The organism is Leisingera sp. NJS201 (genome assembly GCF_004535885.1).
GTDB lineage: Bacteria > Pseudomonadota > Alphaproteobacteria > Rhodobacterales > Rhodobacteraceae > Leisingera.
This window is the reverse complement of the sequence record NZ_CP038234.1, coordinates 2,152,856-2,174,252: the sequence shown is the minus strand read 5'-3', so window position 1 is coordinate 2,174,252 and position 21,397 is coordinate 2,152,856. Positions and strand designations below refer to the sequence as shown.

24 protein-coding genes and 1 pseudogene are annotated in these 21,397 nt (G+C 60.0%); 14 read left to right on the top strand and 11 right to left on the bottom strand.

The genetic code is table 11. The features are described 5' to 3' along the window. Positions 1 to 266: 266 nt before the first annotated feature. Both ETW23_RS10730 and ETW23_RS25385 read left to right on the top strand, forming a co-directional pair. Positions 267 to 1,220 (top strand): fatty acid desaturase, encoded by a 954-nt coding sequence (locus tag ETW23_RS10730; RefSeq protein ID WP_129371076.1) that lies wholly within the window; start codon positions 267 to 269, stop codon positions 1,218 to 1,220. A 115-nt stretch (positions 1,221 to 1,335) separates the two neighbouring features. After that, a complete protein-coding gene (locus tag ETW23_RS25385; protein ID WP_205879958.1) occupies positions 1,336 to 1,749 on the top strand; it encodes a hypothetical protein in 414 nt (137 codons plus the stop codon). A gap of 73 nt (positions 1,750 to 1,822) precedes the next feature. Here the strand turns inward: ETW23_RS25385 and serS are convergent, their stop codons facing one another. Next, the gene (gene serS, locus ETW23_RS10720) at positions 1,823 to 3,115 is read right to left on the bottom strand and encodes a serine--tRNA ligase (RefSeq protein WP_134829979.1); all 1,293 of its coding nucleotides are present in this window, start codon (positions 3,113 to 3,115) and stop codon (positions 1,823 to 1,825) included. A gap of 291 nt (positions 3,116 to 3,406) precedes the next feature. Between serS and yajC the strand changes: the two genes are divergently transcribed. The 10 genes from yajC to ETW23_RS10670 all read left to right on the top strand — a co-directional run bounded on the left by yajC (position 3,407) and on the right by ETW23_RS10670 (position 10,300). Continuing rightward, a complete protein-coding gene (gene yajC, locus ETW23_RS10715; protein WP_024089858.1) occupies positions 3,407 to 3,691 on the top strand; it encodes a preprotein translocase subunit YajC in 285 nt (94 codons plus the stop codon). A gap of 34 nt (positions 3,692 to 3,725) precedes the next feature. Further along, complete coding sequence (gene secD, locus ETW23_RS10710; RefSeq protein WP_134829978.1) at positions 3,726 to 5,387, top strand: protein translocase subunit SecD; 1,662 nt, start codon at positions 3,726 to 3,728, stop codon at positions 5,385 to 5,387. A 1-nt stretch (position 5,388) separates the two neighbouring features. Further along, a complete protein-coding gene (gene secF, locus ETW23_RS10705) occupies positions 5,389 to 6,357 on the top strand; it encodes a protein translocase subunit SecF (RefSeq protein WP_129371073.1) in 969 nt (322 codons plus the stop codon). After that, positions 6,350 to 7,102, top strand: coding sequence for a TSUP family transporter (locus ETW23_RS10700; protein WP_129371072.1), 753 nt, complete (start codon positions 6,350 to 6,352; stop codon positions 7,100 to 7,102). Before secF ends, ETW23_RS10700 begins: the two co-directional genes overlap by 8 nt. A gap of 13 nt (positions 7,103 to 7,115) precedes the next feature. Next, positions 7,116 to 7,469 (top strand): Mth938-like domain-containing protein, encoded by a 354-nt coding sequence (locus tag ETW23_RS10695; protein WP_134829977.1) that lies wholly within the window; start codon positions 7,116 to 7,118, stop codon positions 7,467 to 7,469. 88 nt (positions 7,470 to 7,557) lie between these two features. Then, on the top strand, positions 7,558 to 8,172 hold the full coding sequence (gene ccmA / locus ETW23_RS10690; RefSeq protein ID WP_134829976.1) for a heme ABC exporter ATP-binding protein CcmA: 615 nt from the start codon (positions 7,558 to 7,560) through the stop codon (positions 8,170 to 8,172). After that, complete coding sequence (ccmB, locus tag ETW23_RS10685) at positions 8,169 to 8,825, top strand: heme exporter protein CcmB (protein ID WP_129371069.1); 657 nt, start codon at positions 8,169 to 8,171, stop codon at positions 8,823 to 8,825. The genes ccmA and ccmB overlap by 4 nt, the downstream gene beginning before the upstream one ends. A gap of 56 nt (positions 8,826 to 8,881) precedes the next feature. Beyond that, a complete protein-coding gene (locus ETW23_RS10680) occupies positions 8,882 to 9,613 on the top strand; it encodes a heme ABC transporter permease (RefSeq protein ID WP_134829975.1) in 732 nt (243 codons plus the stop codon). Then, complete coding sequence (gene ccmD, locus ETW23_RS10675; protein ID WP_035920135.1) at positions 9,613 to 9,768, top strand: heme exporter protein CcmD; 156 nt, start codon at positions 9,613 to 9,615, stop codon at positions 9,766 to 9,768. The genes ETW23_RS10680 and ccmD overlap by 1 nt, the downstream gene beginning before the upstream one ends. Continuing rightward, positions 9,761 to 10,300 (top strand): DsbE family thiol:disulfide interchange protein, encoded by a 540-nt coding sequence (locus ETW23_RS10670; protein WP_129371066.1) that lies wholly within the window; start codon positions 9,761 to 9,763, stop codon positions 10,298 to 10,300. The genes ccmD and ETW23_RS10670 overlap by 8 nt, the downstream gene beginning before the upstream one ends. Positions 10,301 to 10,315: 15 nt before the next feature. Here ETW23_RS10670 and ETW23_RS10665 read toward each other — a convergent pair whose 3' ends face one another. The 3 genes from ETW23_RS10665 to ETW23_RS10655 all read right to left on the bottom strand — a co-directional run bounded on the left by ETW23_RS10665 (position 10,316) and on the right by ETW23_RS10655 (position 11,431). After that, entirely contained in the window at positions 10,316 to 10,621 is a 306-nt protein-coding gene (locus ETW23_RS10665; RefSeq protein WP_247676965.1) for an antibiotic biosynthesis monooxygenase, read from the bottom strand. A 61-nt stretch (positions 10,622 to 10,682) separates the two neighbouring features. Then, a complete protein-coding gene (locus tag ETW23_RS10660; RefSeq protein WP_134829974.1) occupies positions 10,683 to 11,021 on the bottom strand; it encodes a DOPA 4,5-dioxygenase family protein in 339 nt (112 codons plus the stop codon). A gap of 125 nt (positions 11,022 to 11,146) precedes the next feature. After that, positions 11,147 to 11,431: an antibiotic biosynthesis monooxygenase gene (locus ETW23_RS10655; RefSeq protein WP_134829973.1), complete on the bottom strand. Its 285-nt coding sequence runs from the start codon at positions 11,429 to 11,431 to the stop codon at positions 11,147 to 11,149. Positions 11,432 to 11,703: 272 nt separating this feature from the next. Between ETW23_RS10655 and ETW23_RS10650 the strand changes: the two genes are divergently transcribed. Beyond that, the gene (locus ETW23_RS10650) at positions 11,704 to 12,480 is read left to right on the top strand and encodes an ABC transporter substrate-binding protein (RefSeq protein ID WP_167738112.1); all 777 of its coding nucleotides are present in this window, start codon (positions 11,704 to 11,706) and stop codon (positions 12,478 to 12,480) included. Between the two features lie 85 nt (positions 12,481 to 12,565). Here the strand turns inward: ETW23_RS10650 and acnA are convergent, their stop codons facing one another. After that, complete coding sequence (gene acnA / locus ETW23_RS10645; RefSeq protein ID WP_134829971.1) at positions 12,566 to 15,268, bottom strand: aconitate hydratase AcnA; 2,703 nt, start codon at positions 15,266 to 15,268, stop codon at positions 12,566 to 12,568. A 233-nt stretch (positions 15,269 to 15,501) separates the two neighbouring features. On the opposite strand from acnA, the gene ETW23_RS10640 reads away from it, so the two are divergent. Beyond that, positions 15,502 to 16,203, top strand: coding sequence for a thioredoxin family protein (locus tag ETW23_RS10640; protein WP_134829970.1), 702 nt, complete (start codon positions 15,502 to 15,504; stop codon positions 16,201 to 16,203). Positions 16,204 to 16,212: 9 nt separating this feature from the next. Here ETW23_RS10640 and ETW23_RS10635 read toward each other — a convergent pair whose 3' ends face one another. The 6 genes and pseudogenes from ETW23_RS10635 to ETW23_RS10610 form a co-directional block, all read right to left on the bottom strand. Beyond that, the gene (locus ETW23_RS10635) at positions 16,213 to 17,145 is read right to left on the bottom strand and encodes a lysophospholipid acyltransferase family protein (RefSeq protein WP_134829969.1); all 933 of its coding nucleotides are present in this window, start codon (positions 17,143 to 17,145) and stop codon (positions 16,213 to 16,215) included. Positions 17,146 to 17,280: 135 nt separating this feature from the next. After that, positions 17,281 to 18,387: a flagellar motor switch protein FliG gene (locus tag ETW23_RS10630; RefSeq protein WP_129371059.1), complete on the bottom strand. Its 1,107-nt coding sequence runs from the start codon at positions 18,385 to 18,387 to the stop codon at positions 17,281 to 17,283. 74 nt (positions 18,388 to 18,461) lie between these two features. After that, a complete protein-coding gene (locus tag ETW23_RS10625) occupies positions 18,462 to 18,995 on the bottom strand; it encodes a tetratricopeptide repeat protein (RefSeq protein WP_134829968.1) in 534 nt (177 codons plus the stop codon). A gap of 98 nt (positions 18,996 to 19,093) precedes the next feature. Beyond that, positions 19,094 to 19,576, bottom strand: a complete 483-nt coding sequence (locus ETW23_RS10620) for a phosphotransferase (protein ID WP_134829967.1) — start codon at positions 19,574 to 19,576, stop codon at positions 19,094 to 19,096. A 42-nt stretch (positions 19,577 to 19,618) separates the two neighbouring features. Then, a pseudogene (locus tag ETW23_RS10615) lies at positions 19,619 to 20,810 on the bottom strand (IS3 family transposase). 51 nt (positions 20,811 to 20,861) lie between these two features. Further along, a complete protein-coding gene (locus ETW23_RS10610) occupies positions 20,862 to 21,386 on the bottom strand; it encodes a hypothetical protein (protein WP_134829966.1) in 525 nt (174 codons plus the stop codon). Positions 21,387 to 21,397: the final 11 nt, after the last annotated feature.

Below are 21,397 nucleotides of genomic sequence, written 5' to 3'. Positions count from 1 at the left end.
CAAAAAATACCTAGGCCCGTTGGGCCCGGCGCCGCCCTGACGGGCGGCGCTTTTGCGTTGCGCGGGGCTGAGCGGCCTTTTGCCTGCCTCATGCGGGGCTTCGCTGCTCTGTGTTTTCTTCGCAGCTGCAGATTGATACCTTTCAAGTTGAATGGATTATCCGGTGGTAACCTTGTTTTTGCACAAGGCGGAGTTATCTGGAAATTTACTTTGGACGGGATGCGCGTTTTGCACAGCTGTCACGCATCGGCTTTAGGGACGGGTTCATGGATCTGAGGACACATACGCGTCAATTCACACAACAGGACAACCGGCTGGCGTCGCTCAGCTATTTTGGAACATTTGCGGTCTACTTTGCGGCGCTTACCGTGGCCATCGCCTATGCGGACCAGTGGTTTGCGATGCTGCCGGCAGGTGTGGTTTTTGCCTTTGCCGCAGTGCGGTTGTATGTACTGCAGCATGACACTGGGCATCATTCCCTGTTTGAAACCCGGATCCAGAACGAGATTGCCGGCCATGTGCTGTCGCCCTTCACCTTTGCGCCGTTTGAGGTGATGAAGCAGAACCACAACCTGCACCACTCCAACATCGGCAACCTGGAACACCGGGAGACGGGTGAGATCCACACCATGACCGTACGGGAATGGGCCAAGGCAGGGGTCTGGGACCGGTTGGCCTACCGTCTGTACCGCAATCCGTTTGTGCTGGTGCCGCTGGGTGCGGCATTCACCTACTTCATCCGTTATCGCTGGCCCAAGAATACCCGGCGTTTTGGGGCGCTGGGGGTGGTCCTGCATAATCTGGTGATCGTGGCCATGCTGGCGCTGCTGTACCGGGCAGCAGGGATAACCGGCATCTGGGTCTGGCTGGCGTTCTCGTTCCTGGGCGGCATGATCGGTGTTTTCCTGGTCTACCTGCAGCATAACTTTGAGGATACCTATTGGGACCGCCGCCCGGATTTGAATCCGCAGGTGGCGGCGCTGCAGGGGTCCTCCTGCCTGGATTTTGGCTGGATCTTCGACATGGCGGTTGCCAATATCACCCTGCATGACATTCACCACTACAATGCCCGGATCCCGTCTTACCGGCTGCGCCAGTGCCATTACAGCCTGCCACCGGAACTGGGGCTGCGCCGGATTAAATTTGGCGAAGCAGTGCGGGCGCTGACGCTGAAGCTGTGGGATGAGGACAAAAAATGCCTGGTACCCTTTCCGGGCTGAGGGGGCTCTGCTTTAAGGGGGCGCAGCCAGTACTGACGGTCCATTTTTATCTGGTCTGGCCCGCGCGGGGAAACCGCTGCTGCACAGCATCACGGGTATCGTAACCAGACCTGCGGTGGTACTGCTGGAGGCTGTCAAGGCTTTGACGGCTGCAGTTGCCGGGCCTTGCGTGCCTAAATACAAGGAGACCCGGTTCGTGAGCGGAAAGATTCCAGACAAGAAAGTGGTCAAATCTTCGGAAGGTAAGGCTTCTGATAAGTTGCAGGGTGAACTGAACGCCCAGCTGGAAGCCGCCGAGGCCGCGCGCCGGGCAGCGGAGGATAAGGCCGCCAAGGCGCAGGCCAAGGCCCGTAAAGCCAAGCGGAAAGCGGCGCAGCTGGCGGTGGAGTTTGCAGCGGCAAGAATAAAAGCCAAGCAGAAGGCCAAGAAGGTCAAAGCGAAAGCGAAAAAGGCCATCGAGAAAGAAAAGGCAAAGGCCCAGGCTATTCTTGCCGCCAAAGGTGCCGGCAGGAAAAAGGTTAAGAAATAGCCTCAAAGTGTTGAATATATTAAAAAACCGGCGCCTTTCGGGAGCCGGTTTCTGTTTTGTGCGGGCGTTTGGATCAGGCCAGTGCGCCATCCGCGGTCAGGGTCAGCTTGCCGCCCAGATAGGGGGCCAGCACCTCGGGCAGCTTCACAGAACCGTCGGCCTGCTGGCCGTTCTCCAGCACTGCGATCAGGCAACGGCCCACCGCCAGGCCGGAGCCGTTCAGTGTGTGCACAAATTGCGGCTTACCGCCATCTCCGGGCTTGAAGCGCGCATTCATCCGGCGGGCCTGGAAGTCACCGCAGACCGACACCGAAGAAATTTCGCGGTAGGTTTTCTGGCCGGGCACCCAGACCTCGATGTCGTGAGTCTTGCTGGCGCCGAAGCCCATGTCGCCAGTGCACAAAACAATGGTGCGATAGGGCAGGCCCAGCCGCTCCAGGATGTTTTCGGCGCAGCGGGTCATGCGCTCATGCTCTTCACCGCTTTTGTCCGGATGCGTGACCGAGACCATTTCGACCTTCTCGAACTGGTGCTGGCGTAGCATTCCGGAGGTGTCTTTGCCGGCCGACCCTGCCTCGGAACGGAAACACTGGGTGTGCGCCACATAGCGGCGCGGCAGGTAGCCTTCCTCGACTGTCATGCCATTGACGATATTGGTCAGCGTGACCTCGGCAGTCGGAACCAGCCACCAGCCGTTGGTGGTCTTGTAGCTGTCCTCGCCGAACTTGGGCAGCTGGCCGGTACCGTACATCATCTCTTCGCGCACCAGAACCGGGGTCCAAGTTTCCGTCAGGCCGTTCTCGTCCACATGGGTGTTGATCATGAACTGTGCCAGCGCGCGGTGAATACGGGCAACCGCACCCGACAGCACCACAAAGCGGCTGCCCGAGAGTTTGGCCGCGGTCTCGAAATCCATGCCGGGCTTCACGCCTTCGATTTCGAAATGCTCCTTGGCGTCGAAACCGAGTTCCTTCGGGTCACCCCAGCGGCGGATTTCGACGTTGTCGTCTTCATCTTCGCCCAGCGGCACCTCATCGAAGGCCAGGTTCGGGATGGTCATCAGCATATCGGTCAGCTGCTGATCCAGTTCCTTGGCCTCGGTGTTCATCACCGCCACTTCGGCCTTCTTTTCGGCCACCAGTGCGCGCAGGCGTTCAAACTCGGCGTCGTCGCCGCGGCCCTTGGCGGCGCCGACTTCTTTGGAGGCCTTGTTCTGCTGGGCCTGGGCGGCCTCTGCCGCCTGGATTTTGGCGCGCCGCGCCTCGTCCAGCGCCAGGATCTCGGATGACACGCCCGCATCCCCGCGCCGCGCCACAGCGGCGTCGAATGCGGCAGGGTTTTCGCGGATAGCGCGGATGTCATGCATGAGAGTCTCTCCTAGCGTTGGGTCGTGGTTTGAATCAGTAGGCCCATCCTATGACGCAAGGGTGAACAAAGGGGAAGGGGCGCGCGCGGTCTATGTGCAACTTGGGGATGCCGGGCACAGGCAAGCGGATTGGACGGCCTTTCCCGGCGCGGCATCCACGCAATCCTGCAACGGCCTATCCCGGCTGCGCTTTTGCTTTGCGGCAGCCTTGCAACCCATCCCCCAGCGCATAGGTTCCGCTGCAAAATTCCGGCGTGAAACCTCATGCCGCTTTGACAGAAGGAAAATCCCATGGACAGTGGCGCAATCGCCCAATTTCTCCCGCTTATCCTGATCTTCGCGATCATGTACTTCCTGCTGATCCGGCCGCAGCAGAAGAAGGTGAAAGAACATCAGAAGATGGTCGACCAGCTGCGGGTGCGTGACCAGGTGGTGACCCAGGGTGGCCTGATCGGCAAGGTGTCCAAGGTCAAGGAAGACGGCGAGATTGAAGTTGAAATTGCCGATGGTGTGAAAGTGCGCGTCATCAAGGCGACCATTGCCCAGGTGCTGAGCAAAACCGACCCCGTGTCGTAAGCTTAGACCTCTAACAAACTGAAAAGGCAGGGCAATGCTGCAAATTGATCTCTGGAAGAGGGTGCTGATCTGGCTGGTATGTGCGGCCGGCCTGATGCTTGCCCTGCCAAACGGATTTTACACCCGCGTTGAACAGGCTAACGACGCCGCGGCGGATATCATCGCCAAGGGTGAAACACCTGAACGGCTGAACGTGGCCGGTCAATGGCCGTCGTATCTGCCGTCCGGGCTGGTGAACCTGGGCCTCGATTTGCGCGGCGGCGCGCATCTGCTGGCCGAAGTGCAGGTCAGCGACGTCTATGAGGCGCGGATGGATGCGTTGTGGCCGGAGGTGCGTGATGCGCTGCGGCCCGAGCGCGGCACTGTTGGCACGTTCCGCCGCCAGCCGGGGCAGGCGGATGAGATTCGGGTGAAAATCACCAAGCCCGAAGGCATGGCCCGTGCGCTGGAAGCGGTGCGCGAGCTGGCCAATCCGATTACCACACTGACCGGTGTAGGCGCCAACGACATTGAGGTTTCCGCCCAAGCCGATATCCTTGTGGTGCGCTTGAGCGAGGCGGAGAAGATCGCCTCGGACGACCGCACCGTGCGCCAGGCGCTGGAGATCGTGCGCCGCCGGATCGACGAGGTGGGAACCCGCGAGCCGACTATTCAGCGCCAGGGCGCCGACCGCATCCTGATCCAGGTGCCGGGGATTGGTTCTGCTTCGGAACTGAAGGCGATTATCGGCACAACCGCGCAGCTGACTTTCAACCCGGTTGCGGGCCGTGGCAGCGATGCCGGTGCTGCACCGGGGATCGGCAATAAGATCATCCCGTCACTGGATGAAAGCGGCATTTACTACACTATTGAAGCCGCGGCAGTTGTGACCGGCGAGGACCTGGTGGATGCGCAGCCCTCGTTCGACCAGAACGGCCGGCCTGCGGTGACGTTCCGCTTCAACACCTCGGGTGCGCGCCGCTTTGGCGATTACACCGCCGAAAACATCGGCTCGCCCTTTGCGATCGTGCTGGATGACGAGGTGGTCTCTGCTCCGGTAATCCAGTCGCATATCCCGGGCGGCTCCGGCATCATCACCGGCAATTTCACCATCGAAGAAAGCACCAACCTTGCGGTTCTGCTGCGTGCAGGCGCACTGCCGGCAGGCTTGGAGTTCCTGGAAGAACGCACCATTGGCCCCGAGCTGGGCCAGGACAGCATTGATGCGGGCAAGATCGCCACCATCGTGGCCTTTATCGCTGTGCTGGTGTTCATGGGCCTCAGCTATGGGCTGTTCGGTCTGTTTGCCAATGTGGCGCTGATCCTGAACATCGCGCTGATTTTCGGTATGCTCAGCCTTATCGGCGGCACCCTGACACTGCCGGGCATCGCCGGTATCGTTCTGACCGTCGGCATGGCGGTGGACGCCAACGTGCTGATCTTTGAACGCATCCGCGAAGAGCTGAAGGCGGGCCGCGGCCCGGCCAAGGCGATTGACGAAGGCTACTCCAAGGCGCTGAGCGCCATTCTTGACGCCAACATCACCACATTCATCACCGCGGTGATCCTGTTCGCCATGGGCTCCGGCCCGGTGCGCGGTTTTGCGATCACCCTGGGGCTGGGCATTCTGACCTCGGTTTTCACCGCGATCTTTGTCACCCGGCTGATGATCATCATGTGGTTTGAACGGCGCCGTCCGAAAACGATTGAGGTGTGATATGCGGTTAAGACTTGTTCCTCAGAAGACCTCATTCGATTTCTTCAAACGCGCCAAGCTGTGGCTGGGCATCTCTGCCTTGATGATGGTGGTGGGGTTTGCGTCTTTCCTGCTGCAGGGGCTGAACTTCGGTATCGACTTCCGCGGCGGTACCACCATCCGGACCGAAGCGTCTGAATCCGTGGATGTGGGCGCTTACCGTGATGCCCTTTCGCCGCTGGGGCTGGGGGATGTGTCGATCACCGAGGTGTTCGACCCGACATTCGAAGAGGACCAGCACGTTGCGATGATCCGCATCCAGGCACAGGACGACGGCGAGGCGATCTCGGGTGATATGGTCGAGACGCTGAAGGTTTCGCTGGACGCGGTGGCACCGGGCATCAAGTTTGTGTCCGTCGAATCCGTTGGTCCCAAAGTCTCGGGTGAGCTGATCACCACGGCGATCTACGCGGTGGCGCTCGCTATCGGCGCCGTGCTTGTCTACATCTGGCTGCGGTTTGAGTGGCAGTTCGCCCTCGGCGCGGTGGCAGCGCTGGTGCATGACGTGGTGCTGACCATCGGTGTGTTCTCGGAGCTGCAGATCAAGTTCGACCTGGCCATTATCGCAGCACTGCTGACCATCGTTGGCTATTCGCTGAACGATACGGTGGTTGTGTTCGACCGGGTGCGCGAGAACCTGCGCCGCTACAAGAAGAAGGATCTGGCCGAGGTTCTGAACATCTCGATCAACGAGACCCTCAGCCGGACGGTGATGACCTCGGTCACCACCTTGCTGGCGCTGATTTCGCTTTATGTGCTGGGCGGCGACGTGATCCGCGGCTTTGTCTTTGCGATGATCTGGGGGGTGCTGGTCGGGACCTATTCGTCGGTGTTTGTGGCTTCCACCATCCTGCTGAAACTGGGGGTGAAGCGCGACTGGTCGAAACAGGCAAACACCACCGGCAATCAGTTCTCGAACATCGATGCTTGAGGCCTTTCAGGCAGCCCTGGCCACGCCGGGGCTGGTCTGGCTTTTGCTGACTATTGGAGCCGCGGGATTAGTCCGCGGCTTCACTGGTTTTGGCACCGCGATGATTTTTGTCCCCGTCGGCGCACAATTCCTGCCATCTGCGGATGTGGTGTTTCTGATGGTGCTGATGGGGGTGTTCTCCACCATCACCCTGTTCCCGCAGGCCTGGAGCAAGGCCGACAAGGCCGAAGTCGGCGCGCTGGCAATGGCCGCAGCTGTCACCGTGCCCGCTGGTCTGTGGGTCATGTCGCAACTGGATCCGCTGACCCTGCGCTGGCTGGCGGCGGCGGTGATCGGGGTGACGCTGGCGGCAGTCGTTTCCGGCTGGCGCTGGCAGGGGCGGCTGGGCTGGCCGGGCCGTTTCGGCATCGGCGGGGCGGCTGGCATGGTCGGCGGCATGACCGGTCTGACAGGGCCGGTGATCATCGTCTTCTACCTTGCCAATGTGCGTGACGTGGCGCGGGTCAGGGCCAATACAATCGTGTTTCTGGCAGCCCTTGACGTGGTGATTGCGGTCAACCTGATCTTTGGCGGGCTGGCCAGCCTGCAGGCGGTGATCCTGGCCGCGCTGCTGGGCATCCCCTATGTTGTGACCACGCTGACCGGCAAGGCGCTGTTTGATCCCAAACTGGAGAAGCTCTATCGCTTTGCCTCCTATTCCGTGATTGCGCTGGCCGTGTTATCCAGCCTCCCGGTGTTTGACTGAAAGGACCCCCCATATGCGCCTGAATGAAGTGAGTTTTTCCGACGCGCAGCCGATTGATGGCTATGGCGAAGGCTTCTTCCGCATCGGCGGGCAGGTGCATCAGGGGGCGGTGCTGACATCGGCGGCAGGCACCGCGGCCTGGGGCGGTTATGCGGATACCGGGCCGCTGCTGGCGCTGGCGGGGGAGATCGACGTGCTGTTCATCGGCACCGGTGCGGAAATCGCGCATATTCCGGCAGATCTGCGCAAAGCGCTGGAAGAGGCAGGGCTGGGGGTTGAGGTGATGAACTCGCCCGCCGCCTGCCGCACCTATAATGTGCTGCTGTCCGAGGGGCGCCGGATTGCAATGGCGGCGCTGGCGGTCTGATTTTCTGAAGATGTATTTGACCTGCCGCAAAGCGGGATGCGGATGATTGGTCTTTTGATGCGCGGGCATAACGGGATAAGCGAACTTCATGACATTGACTGTGACGGATCTGAGCGTGGCGCGCGGCGGTATCCCGGTGCTGGAGGGCCTGAGCTTTGCGCTGGATCCCGGCAAGGCGCTGATCCTGCGCGGCCCCAATGGCATCGGCAAGACAACCCTGCTGCGCACCATCGCCGGGCTGCAGCCGCCGCTGAAGGGGCGGGTGGACGGCGCCGAGGATCAGATCGCCTATGCCGCCCATTCCGACGGGCTGAAACCGACACTGACGGTGGCTGAAAATCTGACATTTTGGGCCAGTGTTTTTGGCCGCAATGGGATTGAGCAGGCGCTGGACGGGTTTGACCTGCAAACCCTGCGCGACCGGCAAGCGGGCGCCTTGTCTGCGGGGCAGAAACGCCGCCTGGGCCTGAGCAGGATGCTGGTAACAGGCCGCCCGATCTGGATCATGGATGAACCAACGGTGAGTTTGGACAAAGCCTCGGTTGCGATGTTCGCGGACGCCGTGCGGATGCATCTAGGGCAGGGCGGCTCCGCGCTGATTGCCACCCACATCGATCTGGGGCTGGAGGCCGGGGTGCTGGATGCCGGCCCCTATAAGGCCAAACCGCTGGCGCTGGATGACTTTGACGGAGGCTTTCTGTGATTGCGCTGCTGATACGGGATCTGCGGCTGGCCTTCCGGGCCGGCGGCGGCTTTGGCCTGGGCCTCGCGTTTTTTCTGATCGTGACCGTGATGGTGCCGTTTTCCGTTGGCCCGCAATCGGACCTGCTGTCCAAAATCGCACCGGGTGTTCTGTGGCTGGGCGCGCTGCTGGCCTGCCTCTTGTCCCTTGACCGGCTGCTGGCGCTGGATTGGGAGGACGGCTCGCTCGACCTGCTGGCCACAGCCCCCTTGCCGCTGGAAAGCACCGTGACGATCAAGGCGCTGGCGCATTGGATCACCACCGGGCTGCCGTTGGTGATGGCAGCGCCGGTGCTGGGGGTGCTGCTGAACCTGCCGGTCCAAGGTTTTCAATGGCTGGTGGTTTCCTTGCTGCTGGGCACCCCGGCGCTAAGCGTCATCGGCACCTTTGGCGCCGCACTGACCGTGGGGCTGAAACGCGGCGGGCTGCTGATGTCTCTGTTAGTGATGCCGCTGTACGTGCCGACGCTGATCTTCGGGTCCGAAGTGGCCCGCCGCGGGGCTGAAGGCATGGCTGTCCAAACACCGATGCTGCTGCTTGCCGGCATCTCCGCCGCCTCCATCGCCTTGCTGCCCTTTGCCAGCGCCGCTGTCCTGCGCGTCAATTTGCGTTAGGCGGTTTCAACGAGCCGTGAATTGAGAAACCCGAGAACAAGAGCTAAATAGCCAACATGTCGATCTGGGAATACGCCAACCCGAAGAAGTTCCTGACCACCACCGAAAAGGTGATGCCGGTCTTGTGGATCAGTTCTGCCGTGCTGATCAGCGCGGGGCTGATCTGGGGCTTTTTCTTTACGCCTGACGATTACCGCCAAGGCTCCACCGTCAAGATCATCTTCCTGCATGTGCCTGCAGCGCTGATGGCGATTAATGCCTGGTTCATGATGCTGGTGGCCTCGCTCGTCTGGGTGATCCGCCGCCATCACGTCAGCGCGCTGGCCGCCCGTGCTGCGGCGCCCGTGGGTATTGTAATGACGGTTATCGCGCTGGTCACCGGTGCGATCTGGGGTCAGCCGATGTGGGGCACCTGGTGGGCCTGGGATCCGCGCCTCACGTCCTTTTTGGTGCTGTTCCTGTTCTATCTCGGCTATATCGCCCTGTGGGAGGCGATCGACAATCCCGACACTGCCGCGGACCTCACCTCGATCCTGTGCCTGGTCGGGTCGGTCTTTGCCGTACTCAGCCGCTATGCGGTGAACTTTTGGAATCAGGGGCTGCATCAGGGGGCGTCGCTGTCGCTTGACGAAAAGGAAAACGTGGCTGATGCGTTCTCCAATCCGCTTTATGTCTGCATGGGCGGCTTTGTGCTGTTGTTCCTTGCGCTGGTGTTCTACCGCACCGGAACTGAAATCCGCGCCCGCCGCATCAAGGCATTGATGGCGCGCGAACGGCTGGAGGCCTGATGCCTGATCTAGGAAAATACGCCGATACGGTGCTGTCGGCCTATGGTGCCTCGCTGCTGCTGCTGCTGGCGCTGGTGGTGCTGACAATCCTGCGCGGCCGCAAGGTGCGCCGGGAAATGGAAACCCTTGAAACCCGGATGAAGCGCAATGGCTAAGATCTCACCGCTGATGGCGGTCCCCGGTATTGTGTTTGCTGGTTTTGTCGGCCTTGCCCTGGTTGGCATGTTCCGCGAAGACCCCAACAGCCTGCCGTCCGCGCGTGAAGGCCAGCCCGCGCCACCGCTAGCGCTGGACGATTTTCCTGGCAAGGAGATGTTCACAGACGAAACCCTGCGCGATGGCAGTGTGAAGCTGGTGAATTATTGGGCAAGCTGGTGCGCGCCCTGCCGGGCCGAGCATCCGAACCTGGAAGCGCTGTCCAACGAGGGCATCCCGGTTTATGGCATCAACTACAAGGACCAGCTGGCCAATGCCGAGGCCTTTTTGAACGAGCTGGGCGACCCTTACGCAGCGATTGGCCGCGACGAAAAGGGCCGTTTGGGGATCGATTGGGGCGTGTACGGCGTGCCGGAAACTTATGTGGTGGACGGCGAAGGCAAAATCGTGCTGCGTTGGGCCGGACCGATTACCCAGCGGGTGATCGAAAACACCCTGCGCCCGGCGATGGAAAAGGCGGCAGGTCAGTAAACATGCGGCAGCACCTTAGCCAGGATCATGCAGGGTGAAGCTGCGGAGATCCGGTTCCTTCGACGACAGCGCAAAGGCAAGCTTTAGGTCTTCCTGCCGGGATCGCCAAATCAGATACTCGCTGAACGCCTCCGCGCTAGTCCATCTTTGAAAGACCGAAATCTCGTCCCGGTCCGGGGCGAGCAGGGTTTCGGCTTGTTGGCATTCCGGAAAGCCGCGAGCCGCCTCCACCATCATTTTCACAAGAACTGTCAGCTCGGTGTATTTACCGGGCAGCGGGTGCAGTTGAATGATTACGGCTTCCGTCACGAAACGCTCCATGTTCAGCGGGCTGGGTCAGCTTGACGGGCAACTGGAAATTTCCGGTAAATTTACGCAAGCATCAGCCGAAAATGCTAAGATCCAGCGCTAGGCCTGTTCCCAGCCAGATCGCGTGATCCCGATGATCCGCCAGGGCGTCGCCTGTTTCCGGGTGGGCAAAGACAATCAGCCCATCGCGGTTCAATGCCAGCCAGGGCAGCAACGTGGCAAACTGCTCCGGGCCGGCCGCCAGCTGGCAGGACCATTTGGGATGCGGTCCGACGGGTTTTTCATGCATGCGCCCCATCTCTGCCCCGAAGAGTTCGGCAGCACGCTGGCAAAGAACGCGGGCCTGCGAAACGGTGTTTTCGTCAAAGTAGATGTGGGCGTGATAGCCTGTGATGCTGTCTGTATGTTTCATGCCACCACTTTTTCCAAGGTGTCCGTCCAAGGCAATCTGCAGATTGCGAACAGCCAATGTGCAATGAAAGGCAGAACCCGGCGGCGCGGGTGCCATGCCGCGCTTTCAATACGAAGGCCGGGGTCTTATGGCACCGAAAAAGTCCGGAAGTCCTGCTCCCGCCGCATGGTGGCGCTGCGGGCGTCCAAATCGCCGCGGTCGGCACGCCAGACCAAATAGCGCTCCAAATGGTCATTCGACTCCCATAGGTGGAAAACGGCAATTTCAAAACGCGCGCGGTTAATGCCGGCATGGGCTTCTATGCAGCCAGGAAAACGCCTCGTTTCCGGAAGCATATCCAGAACTGCCTCAACGTGTTCGTCAAATGTGTCCACATCCGGGTAAACGACTGCTATTACAGCTTCTTTCATGATATTGGACCCGGTCAATCAAGGAGTGTCGCGAGGGGTGAAAGGTGTATTCACGCTTAATGTTTACACAGCTGAACCGGGCGGTATAGCAGGTATTGACGTCAGGGAAGTATCGCTTTGGTTGTTCATGCGCCAATTCGGAAGATCGCTGGCAATGCCATTACAGGTTCTTTCATTTTACTGTGGGATAGGTCGGAAGAATGAGGCAAGCGGAAGCGGTAATTTGCAATCCCGCTAAGCTGAATACCGCCCGTATGGAAAAGGCCAGAAGAGTGGAAAAGCCGACTGGGTTCGTCAAAGTGCTGCTGGCATGCTTTGCTGCCCTTAGCGGGTTGGCTGACACTGCGCGTGCCGACTCTGTGCTGACCTTCTGCTATGATCCCTATCCGCCCTACACGCTGGGATCCGGCGGCATTCCCGACGGCGGGCTGAAGGTCAAGCTGCTGGAGGCCGTGACGGACCGGATTGACGGGCTAAGGGCTGTGGTTGTTCTGCTGCCCTGGCAGCGTTGCCAGGCGCGGGCAAAAGCCGGAGAAATCGACGGCATCCTCCCATTGTTTAAATCAGCCGGCCGCGCTTCTTATCTGGCCTTCACAGGGCCGGCGTTTCTGCAGGCAAACACATTCTGGTACAACCGCGAGCGCTATCCGCAAGGGCTGGATCTTGACGAGGGATATGCGCGGATTTCCCGGCTGCGGCTGGGGATGGTGAACGGCAGCGTCATTGATCAGGAGATGGAACGCGCCTTTGAAAACAACAACCGGATCGTTCGCGGCGGCGATGTGGAAGGCCTGATGCAAATGCTGCTTTTTGATCAACTGGATCTTATCGCAATTGATGATGCGGTCGGACGCTACCACGTCGTGCAAAACGGCTGGCAGGACAGAATTGCGGCTGTTGCCACTCCGATTTCCAGCACTTATTCGCACTTTGGCCTGTCGCGGAGTGCTGGCGCAGATGCCTATTTGGATGTGTTCAACCGGGCGATTTCCGAACTGCAGGCAGATGGAACGATTGCAGAGATCCTGAGCAGCACCATCGCCCCGTAGCAGGGACGGGACTGTCTGCAGCAACGCTGACGTAAGAAGGGCGCCCGGCGGGGCGCCCTTTCACATTTTCGCTTAACTTGGTGTCTTACGACTTGGCCAGGTTCCGCAGCACATAGTGCAGCACGCCGCCGTGTTCGATGTATTCGATCTCGGGTGCGGTATCGATGCGGCACTTCAGGGTGATCTCTTTCACTGAACCGTCCGCCATGGTGATCGTACAGGGCACGTCCTGCAGCGGCTGGATGGTGTCCAGCCCGGAGATCGAGACGGTTTCCTCGCCTGTCAGGCCCAGCGATTTGCGGCTGTCGCCGCCGGTGAATTCAAACGGGATCACCCCCATGCCAACCAGGTTGGAGCGGTGGATACGCTCAAAGCTTTCGGCGATCACAGCCTTGACGCCCAAGAGCGCGGTGCCTTTGGCCGCCCAGTCGCGCGAGGAACCCGCGCCGTACTGTTCGCCGCCGAACACCACCAGCGGTGTGCCTGCTTCCTGATGCGCCATCGAGGCATCAAAGATCGAGGTCTGTTTGCCATCGGGGCCTTTGGTGTAGCCGCCCTCAACAGCACTGCCGTCTTCTTTGGCCAGCATCTCGTTCTTGATGCGGATATTGGCAAAGGTGCCGCGCATCATGATTTCGTGGTTGCCGCGGCGTGAACCGTAGGAGTTGAACTCGCGCGGCTGCACCTGACGCTCCAGCAGATACTGGCCCGCCGGGGTGGTGGTGGCAAAGGAGCCCGCGGGCGAGATGTGGTCGGTGGTGACCATGTCGCCCAGAACCGCCAGAACCTTGGCACCCTCGATGTTCGAGATGGTGCCCGGCTCGGTGCCCATGCCCTGGAAGTAGGGCGGGTTCTGGATATAGGTCGAGGCTGCGGGCCAGTCATAGGTTTCCGCGTCAGTGGTCTCGACCGCCTGCCATTTCTCGTCGCCCTTGAAGACGTCAGCGTATTTCGACAGGAACGCCTCGCGGGTGACGGTCTGCTCAACCAGTTCCGCAACTTCCTGGGTCGAGGGCCAGATGTCTTTCAGGTAGACGTCGTTGCCATCCTTGTCCTGTGCAATCGGGTCGGACGCCAGGTTGATGTCCATGGTGCCGGCCAGCGCATAGGCCACGACCAGCGGCGGCGAGGCCAGGTAGTTGGCGCGCACGTCGGGCGAAATGCGGCCCTCAAAGTTGCGGTTGCCGGACAGCACCGAGGTTGCCACCAGATCGCCCTCGGCGATGGCTTCCGACAGTTCCTGCTGGATCGGTCCGGAGTTGCCGATACAGGTGGTGCAGCCGTAGCCCACCAGGTTGAAACCGATCTTGTCCAGATCCTCTTGCAGGCCTGCGGCCTCCAGATAGGCGGACACGACCTGCGAACCCGGTGCCAGCGAGGTTTTCACCCAGGGCTTGCGGTCCAGGCCCAGGGCGGCTGCTTTGCGCGCGACCAGGCCTGCGCCGATCATCACATATGGGTTCGAAGTGTTGGTGCAGGAGGTGATCGAAGCAATCACAACCTTGCCTGATTCCATGGTGTAGTCTTCGCCTTTGACGGCGACTTCCTTGCCCATCGGACGTTTGAAGGTCTCTTCCATCTCCTGGCGGAAAGCAGCCTTGGCGTTGGTCAGCGGCACATAGTCCTGCGGGCGTTTCGGGCCGGAGATCGCCGGAACGATGCTGCTCATGTCCAGCGACAGGGTGTCGGTGTAGACCGGTGCATAATCTGCGCCGCGCCAGAAACCGTTCTCCTTGGCGTAGGCTTCGACCAGCGCGATGCGGTCCTCGTCGCGGCCGGTGTTGCGCAGGTAGCGAAGGGTTTCGTCGTCGATCGGGAAGAAGCCGCAGGTGGCGCCGTATTCGGGGGCCATGTTGGCAATGGTGGCGCGGTCTGCGAGCGGCAGACGGTCCAGGCCGGTTCCGTAGAACTCGACAAACTTGCCGACCACACCCTTGGCGCGCAGCATTTCCACCACCTTCAGCACCAGGTCGGTGCCGGTGGTGCCCTCAACCATCTGGCCGGTCAGCTCAAAGCCGATGACTTCGGGGATCAGCATCGAAATCGGCTGGCCCAGCATTGCGGCCTCAGCCTCAATGCCGCCAACGCCCCAGCCCAGCACCGCGGCGCCGTTGACCATGGTGGTGTGGGAGTCGGTGCCGACCAGCGTGTCCGGATAGGCGACTTCCTCGCCGTTCTGATCGGTGTCGGTCCAGACGGTCTGCGCCAGATACTCAAGGTTCACCTGGTGGCAAATGCCGGTGCCCGGCGGCACAACGCGGAAGTTGTTGAACGCGTTCTGACCCCACTTCAGGAACTGGTAACGCTCCATGTTGCGCTCATACTCGCGGTCCACATTCATCTGGAACGCACGCGGGTTGCCGAATTCGTCGATCATGACCGAGTGGTCGATGACCAGATCAACGGGGACCAGCGGGTTGATCTTGGCTGCCGACCCTTTCAGGCCGACGATGCCGTCGCGCATGGCGGCCAGATCGACAACGGCGGGAACGCCGGTGAAGTCCTGCATCAGCACGCGGGCAGGGCGGTAGGCGATCTCACGCGGGTTCTTGCCGCCATTGGCGCCCCATTCGGCAAAGGCCTTGATGTCGTCGGTGGAGACCGAAAAGCCGCCATCCTCAAAGCGCAGCATGTTTTCCAGCACCACCTTCAGCGCGGCGGGCAGCTTGGAGAAATCGCCAAAGCCTGCTTCGGTGGCTGCGGGGATGGAGTAAAAAGAGATCGACTTGCCGTTGACGCTGAGCGTTTTGCGCGCTTTGGCATTGTCTTGTCCGACGGTGATAGGCATGTTTGGCCTCCCTCAAGGATTTGAAATCGGGGAATTCGCTGCCTGCTAAATGCATGAGGAAGATTAAGCATTCAATAGCCCAATCGCCGCAGGGGGCACATTTGTATGCGATAGTACACATTTTTTGCGGTGCAACGGGCCTGCTTCGTTCAAACCCGGCTCAAAAATGATTGATTGGCGTATTTGCAGGCACATCTTTAGACCAGAAGCCTAACAAACGAAGCGGGCGATTCATGAAACTTCTGGCGTCGATCATTGCAGCGTGGGGCCTGGCCCTGCCGGTATACGGCCAATCTGCCGCGGAACCTGTGGTGGTGGAGCTTTATACGTCGCAAGGGTGTTCGTCCTGCCCGCCGGCCGATGCACTGCTGCATGAGCTGGCAGCGCGCGACGATGTGCTGCCGCTGGCGCTGCACGTCGATTACTGGGATTACATCGGCTGGAAGGATCAATTTGCCAAGCCGTCCCATACCAAGCGGCAAAAAGGCTATGCGCATGCGGGCGGCCGCAGGATGATCTACACGCCGCAAATGATCATCATGGGTCAGGATGATGTGGTTGGCGCCGATGCAATGAAGGTGGCCGATGCCATCGGCAAACACCAATCCCATCCGCGCCCGGTCACGCTGTCGGTTGAGCGGAACGGGGAGGAACTGGTGATCCGGTTGCAGCCACGGGCACAGATGGGGGAGGCGAGGCTGCTGGTGCAGCTGGTGCGCTATACGCCAGAACGGACCGTCAATATCACCCGCGGTGAATTGGCCGGTAAGACCTTGAGCTATGCCAATGTGGTGGATGACTGGCAGATTGCTGCGGAATGGGACGGGGCAGGGGATCTGGAACTGACAGTCCCGGTGCCAGGCCGCCAGCCTGCTGCCATCGTGGTGCAAGAGGCGTCCTATGGCCGTATCATTGCCGCTGCCCGCGCCGAATAGCTGTCTGGATCAGCCCGCCTCGGGATTTGCCTTCCTGCCGGGTTTTGGCAGCGGCACATAGGGTTTCCAGCGGCGGTGGATCCAGAACCATTGGCCGGTGTGCTTGCGCACGATGGCTTCCAGATCCGCGCTGAGGGATTTGGTCATGGTGAGCGGATCGGAATGCGGGATCTCGGCGCTCATCACGATCTCGAAGTCCAGACCGTTGTCCTGCCGCACCGCGTAAACAGGGATCACAGCAGCGCCGAATTTCAGTGCCAGTTCGGCCGGCACGGTAGAGGTGACCGCAGGCTTGCCGAAGAAGTCGATCAATTCGCCGCCCTGAGCGTGCAGGTCGGTGACGATGGCGGCGATGCCGCCCTTTTTCAAGTGCCGGACCAGCTCGACCATGCCGCGCTTTCCCTGCTCGAACAGGGGTTCGCCGTTGCCTTTGATTGCCGCCACGTAATGGTCATTGAAATAAGGGTTGGCCATCCGGCGGTAAAGCGCTCCCATCTCGAAACCGCGGGCAAACAGCGCCGCGCGGGCGGCATCGTAGTTGCCGAAATGCGCCGTTGCCAGCAGAACCGGTCGTCCTTCTGCGCGGGCTTCTTCCAGCGCTTTCAGGCCTGGGCCGGTAATGGGGGCAGCCCTGGCGCGGTCGTGAAAAGGGGCGCCGGCATAGATTTCGGCTATCATCCGGCCCGCATTATCGCTGACGTCCCGGTACAGCGCGCGGGGATCAATTTCCGCCAGTTCGGGGCTGACAAGATCCAGATTGCTGCGCACCCGCTTTTCGAATCCGGCCAGGCGGCCCATGGCCGTGACCAGCCGGCCCATCATCGGCACTCTCAACCCATAGGGGATCAGCCGGGTGCCGACCAGCAGCCCGCGCAGAAACAGGTTGCTGCCATAATATTTGACATGGCTCCAGGTGGAGAGCTCGGAAGGATCTACGGGCATGGCATCTGGGTGGCTGCGGCGCGGGAATGCGCCCGGAAGCCCGCATCATACGCAGCCGGACCGGCAGGTACAAGCCGCTCGCAGGCGCGGGCAGATTGGTCTGCGCGCCTGCCGTCCCGGCGTAAGTGGCGGATCTTAACCGCCGTCCTCCTCATCCTCGTCGGATTTCAGATCAATTTCGCCTGTTGCCACCAAATCGCGCATCGCCGAGATGATCATGCTGAACGCCGCCTCGCCATCGCTGCGCTTGACCTTGCCGCGCTCTCCCACTTCCTCGCGGATATTGTCTGCCATCCGGCTGGACATGTTCTTGAGCAGGAATTCGTTGGTTGCCACGTCTTCCTCGTCGGTGGCAAAGGCCATGGCAGTGACCAGATCCGGCTGCGACAGCACCCGCATCAGCTTGGGCACGTCGATCGGCTGCATCCGTTCACCGATCAGCGCATAGGTGAAGATCGCTTTGCGCACCTTGATGGCAAAATCCTCATCTTCTTCATCCAGCGCTGTCAGCACTTCATCACGTTTGGCGGCCGCCGCTTCGGTCAGAATGCCGCCAAGACGCTGCCCCGGAGTCTCATCAAAGGCGAGATCGGGCCGGGCTTCGACCTGGGCGGCAAGCGACAGGCCGATCCGGTCCACGGTGTCGGGCGTCACATTGGCGGTGTGGCTGACGGCATAGGTGATGCGGCGGGCAATCGGGCCGGGGAGATGAACCAGCATTTGCGCCGCCTTGGCGGTGTCCAGCTTGGACAGCAGAACCGCGGCCACTTCGGTGCTTTCCGCCTCGGCCAGACCGGCCAGATCTTCGGGCGGCAGCTGTTTCAAGCGCTCCCATGGGTCACCGAACTGGCGCACACCGGCTTCCTTGCGCAGACGGCTGTGGGTGTGGCGGCTGATCTTGCCTTGCATTGCATTCAGCGCACCGGCCAGGCCATTGGGGAAATGCAGGCCAACGTTGTCCAGCAGATCGGCAAATTCGCCGACCACCGTATTCAGCGTATCGCGATCAACAATGCTCATCTTGCCCATCTGCTGGGTCAGCTCCAGCTGCAAGTCGTCCGGCAGCTCCTCCAGCGGGATTTCTGCGCCTTCATTCAACAGCAGCCGGACAATAATTGCGGCCTTTGCCTTGCCGCTCAGCCCGCTGCTGCCCCCGCCGCCCAATGGGGCCGGGGCACCGAACCCGCCCAGATCCGGCCCGCCTGAAGCCATTGGAAGCGCCAGCAAATTGTCTTGAGGCATTCTCGCACCCTACCAAAGATTCTTCTTGATCATCGAGGGCAGGATAGGCCGCAAGCCGTAAAGAAAGACTGAAGCTAGTAGCTGTAAGTTGCACCTGTTTCCAAAGCGTTGCGCAGCGAAGCTTCGGCCCAGGTGCCATCACCGCCCCGTGCCTTGATCTCTTTCCACTGTATCAGGGCCGCGCCGTATTTCCCCTGTTTCACAAGGCCCTGGCCCATATAGGAGCGGGCAAGTATGTTATCCGGATCCTGTTCAAGCGCCTGATCGTAATAGGCCTGCGCCAAATCCAAATTGCCCAGTTTGCGATGGGTGAAACCCCAATAAGTCAGCACCAGGGTATCCTGCTGGTCCGGCGCGGCGCTCAGCACTGCCTGTGCATCCTGCTGGCGGCCCGCATAGGCCAGCTCGCGCGCTGCATTCAGCAGGTCCTGCTGGTTCAGGGACGATTTCTTGGGCCGCACGCAGCGCTTCTTGTTTGGGTCCCAGATCCGCTTGCCCTTGCAGGTCTTGGTGGTTTCGGAAGGTTTCGGCGGGTTCCAGTCATTGCCGCCTGCGGCATAAGCCGTCATCGGCAGGGTCAAGGCAGCGGCGAGAGCAAAATAACGCATGTCGTCATCTCCTGATGCATAAAGTCGTGATCAATGTACCCTTACAACCCGCGGGCCCGCCAATTTATTCACATCAAAACTGCGGGAGATGAAAATAGTCATCCCTCAAGAGGCTGCGCAAAGGCGATAGAGAGGCGCCTTTCCAGGAAGGCGAACTTCTTGCGCATGAATGCACTGCGTTCAAAGGCTTCACGGGAGATTTTCGCCAACTCGATCAGTAGCCGGCCCCGCAATGCACTGGTCAGAAATCCGGAGTTCACTTTCTGACGGTATTTCTTAAAAAACATTTCTTTTGAATGGTTTCTGATCCCGCAGGCGCCGACTTCGGAAGGTTCCGCAGGCAGAAATACATTCATTTTAAGGAAGTCGGCAATGTCGTAGACGGCAAGTTTTGTGCAGGCTTCAGTAAAATCCAGACCGTAGCTTACACCGCGTCCCGGCACCAGATTGCCGCCATGAAAATCCCCGTGGCTGAACACCGCGATGCAAGACATGCCGGACAGTTTCCGGCAGTCCCTTTCCAGCTCCGCAGTGAACCTATGCAGCATTTTGCGGCAGGCCTGGGGCGATGCAGCTTGCATATGTGAGCTACTCCCCAATTGTTGGACAGGTTCTGGCGTAATTTAAGCTACTCTCTGCTCCTGCTGATCGGGTTGGGTTTTGTGTTTTCTCGGCCAATAGACCACGGCCGGGGGTTTGCCGCCAAGGGCGGAATGTGGGCGTTTTCGGTTGTAGAACTCGATCCACTTTCCGACGCCGACCTTCGCCTCTGATCCGGTCTCCCAAGCATGCAAGTAGACGCATTCGTATTTCAGGCTCCGCCAAAGCCGCTCGACGAAGATGTTATCGAGGAACCGGCCTTTGCCATCCATCGAGATGCGCACACCGGATCGCCACAGCCTGTCCGTCCAGGCGAAGGACGTGAACTGGCTGCCCTGATCTGTATTCATGATCTCGGGCGGGCCGAACTTGTGGATGGCCTCGTTCAGCGCCTCGACACAGAAGTCCGCTTCCAGCGTGTTCGAGATGCGCCAGGCCAGCACCTTGCGCGTGTGCCAGTCAATGATCGCCACCAGATACAGGAACCCCTTGCGCATTGGCAGATAGGTGATGTCTGCCGCCCAGACCTGGTTCGGGCGCCCCACCCGCAGACCACGCAGCAGATAGGGGTAGGTCTTGTGCCCCTTCGCAGCCCTGCCCCCTCTCGCACATGCTTTGCATGTGCTGCCGGGCAGCGGGTGTTGGGCTTCTGGTAGATCGGCATGAGCCCCATCACCCTCATCAGCCGCCTGATCCGCTTTTCGTTCACCAAATGACCTTCATTGCGCAGATGCCAAGTCATCTGCCGCACACCGAAGAACGGCGTTTCCAGGAACTGTTCGTCGATCCGGCGCATCAGCATCAGGTTCAGAGCCGTCTCGCCTTTGGGCTGATAATAGAACGACGACCGCGAGATCGACAGCAGCTTGCACTGCTTGCTAATGGGCAGATTGGCATTGGCAGGCTCGATCATTTTCCTCCTCACTTGCCGATCCACGGTTTGAGCTTTCGTGACAAAAAATCGTTGGCAACGGCCAGCTCCCCAATCTTGGCGTGCAGCTCTTTGACCTGTTCTTCGTCAATCTCCTGGGGCTTCCTGCCGCCGCGCTTGAACACGCCGGACGCGCCCTCCAGAAGAGCCCGCTTCCAGCTGTGGATCATCGTTGGGTGAACGCCAAACTGGCTCGCCAGCTCAGCAACAGTCCGCTCGCCCTTCAGAGCCTCAAGCGCGACTTTCGCTTTGAAATCGGGCGAATGGTTCTTCCGTTTCGACATCTCTGATCTCCTCTTCGTCGAAGATCAGCAGACAGCAAATCGCAGCTTACGTCAGTGTCCGAAATTCAGGGGGTAGCTCATATGACCTTCGACTTCTTCCAGCATCCAGTTGAACCAAGCCTTTTCTTCTTTAACAGGCTCAAATTGGTGCAAGTGGTTCAACCATTCACCGCCACGCCTGTAAACTTGCCCCGCCTGCCGAAGGTCTTGAGGTGAATACATCATTTCCTTGGCCGTTTTCCCTTCCAGAAGCTTGGTTACATGAAAGCGGCCTGTTGGCGATAGATAAACCGGCTTGACTAACGCGGCCTGGGACCCGGATTCAAAATGGCTGCTGAGCTTTTCAATGACTTGGTACTCTTTGGTTAGTCTCTTTGTTCCTTCAGCCAGGTCCAGCTTTAGAACAAGGGGGTTCCCTTTGGATCGAACAAGGGTGAACACCATGCGTTCACTGCCGAAGGTGGCTGACCGGTCCAAGCAAGAGATGGAAAATGCATCCCTGATACCGGTTGCGGCTGAGAATTCGTCAATGCAGTTGCGTACAAGCGTTTCGTCAAAATCGGCGAATAGGAGCATCAGAATTTCTT

Coding starts and splice junctions, on each gene's coding strand:
- ETW23_RS10730 (WP_129371076.1), top strand. CDS start 267: ATGGATCTGAGGACACATACGCGTCAATTCACACAACAGGACAACCGG.
- serS (WP_134829979.1), bottom strand. CDS start 3,115: ATGCATGACATCCGCGCTATCCGCGAAAACCCTGCCGCATTCGACGCC.
- yajC (WP_024089858.1), top strand. CDS start 3,407: ATGGACAGTGGCGCAATCGCCCAATTTCTCCCGCTTATCCTGATCTTC.
- secD (WP_134829978.1), top strand. CDS start 3,726: ATGCTGCAAATTGATCTCTGGAAGAGGGTGCTGATCTGGCTGGTATGT.
- secF (WP_129371073.1), top strand. CDS start 5,389: ATGCGGTTAAGACTTGTTCCTCAGAAGACCTCATTCGATTTCTTCAAA.
- ETW23_RS10700 (WP_129371072.1), top strand. CDS start 6,350: ATGCTTGAGGCCTTTCAGGCAGCCCTGGCCACGCCGGGGCTGGTCTGG.
- ETW23_RS10695 (WP_134829977.1), top strand. CDS start 7,116: ATGCGCCTGAATGAAGTGAGTTTTTCCGACGCGCAGCCGATTGATGGC.
- ccmA (WP_134829976.1), top strand. CDS start 7,558: ATGACATTGACTGTGACGGATCTGAGCGTGGCGCGCGGCGGTATCCCG.
- ETW23_RS10680 (WP_134829975.1), top strand. CDS start 8,882: ATGTCGATCTGGGAATACGCCAACCCGAAGAAGTTCCTGACCACCACC.
- ccmD (WP_035920135.1), top strand. CDS start 9,613: ATGCCTGATCTAGGAAAATACGCCGATACGGTGCTGTCGGCCTATGGT.
- ETW23_RS10670 (WP_129371066.1), top strand. CDS start 9,761: ATGGCTAAGATCTCACCGCTGATGGCGGTCCCCGGTATTGTGTTTGCT.
- ETW23_RS10665 (WP_247676965.1), bottom strand. CDS start 10,621: ATGGAGCGTTTCGTGACGGAAGCCGTAATCATTCAACTGCACCCGCTG.
- ETW23_RS10660 (WP_134829974.1), bottom strand. CDS start 11,021: ATGAAACATACAGACAGCATCACAGGCTATCACGCCCACATCTACTTT.
- ETW23_RS10655 (WP_134829973.1), bottom strand. CDS start 11,431: ATGAAAGAAGCTGTAATAGCAGTCGTTTACCCGGATGTGGACACATTT.
- acnA (WP_134829971.1), bottom strand. CDS start 15,268: ATGCCTATCACCGTCGGACAAGACAATGCCAAAGCGCGCAAAACGCTC.
- ETW23_RS10640 (WP_134829970.1), top strand. CDS start 15,502: ATGAAACTTCTGGCGTCGATCATTGCAGCGTGGGGCCTGGCCCTGCCG.
- ETW23_RS10635 (WP_134829969.1), bottom strand. CDS start 17,145: ATGCCCGTAGATCCTTCCGAGCTCTCCACCTGGAGCCATGTCAAATAT.
- ETW23_RS10630 (WP_129371059.1), bottom strand. CDS start 18,387: ATGCCTCAAGACAATTTGCTGGCGCTTCCAATGGCTTCAGGCGGGCCG.
- ETW23_RS10625 (WP_134829968.1), bottom strand. CDS start 18,995: ATGCGTTATTTTGCTCTCGCCGCTGCCTTGACCCTGCCGATGACGGCT.
- ETW23_RS10620 (WP_134829967.1), bottom strand. CDS start 19,576: ATGCAAGCTGCATCGCCCCAGGCCTGCCGCAAAATGCTGCATAGGTTC.
- ETW23_RS10610 (WP_134829966.1), bottom strand. CDS start 21,386: ATGCTCCTATTCGCCGATTTTGACGAAACGCTTGTACGCAACTGCATT.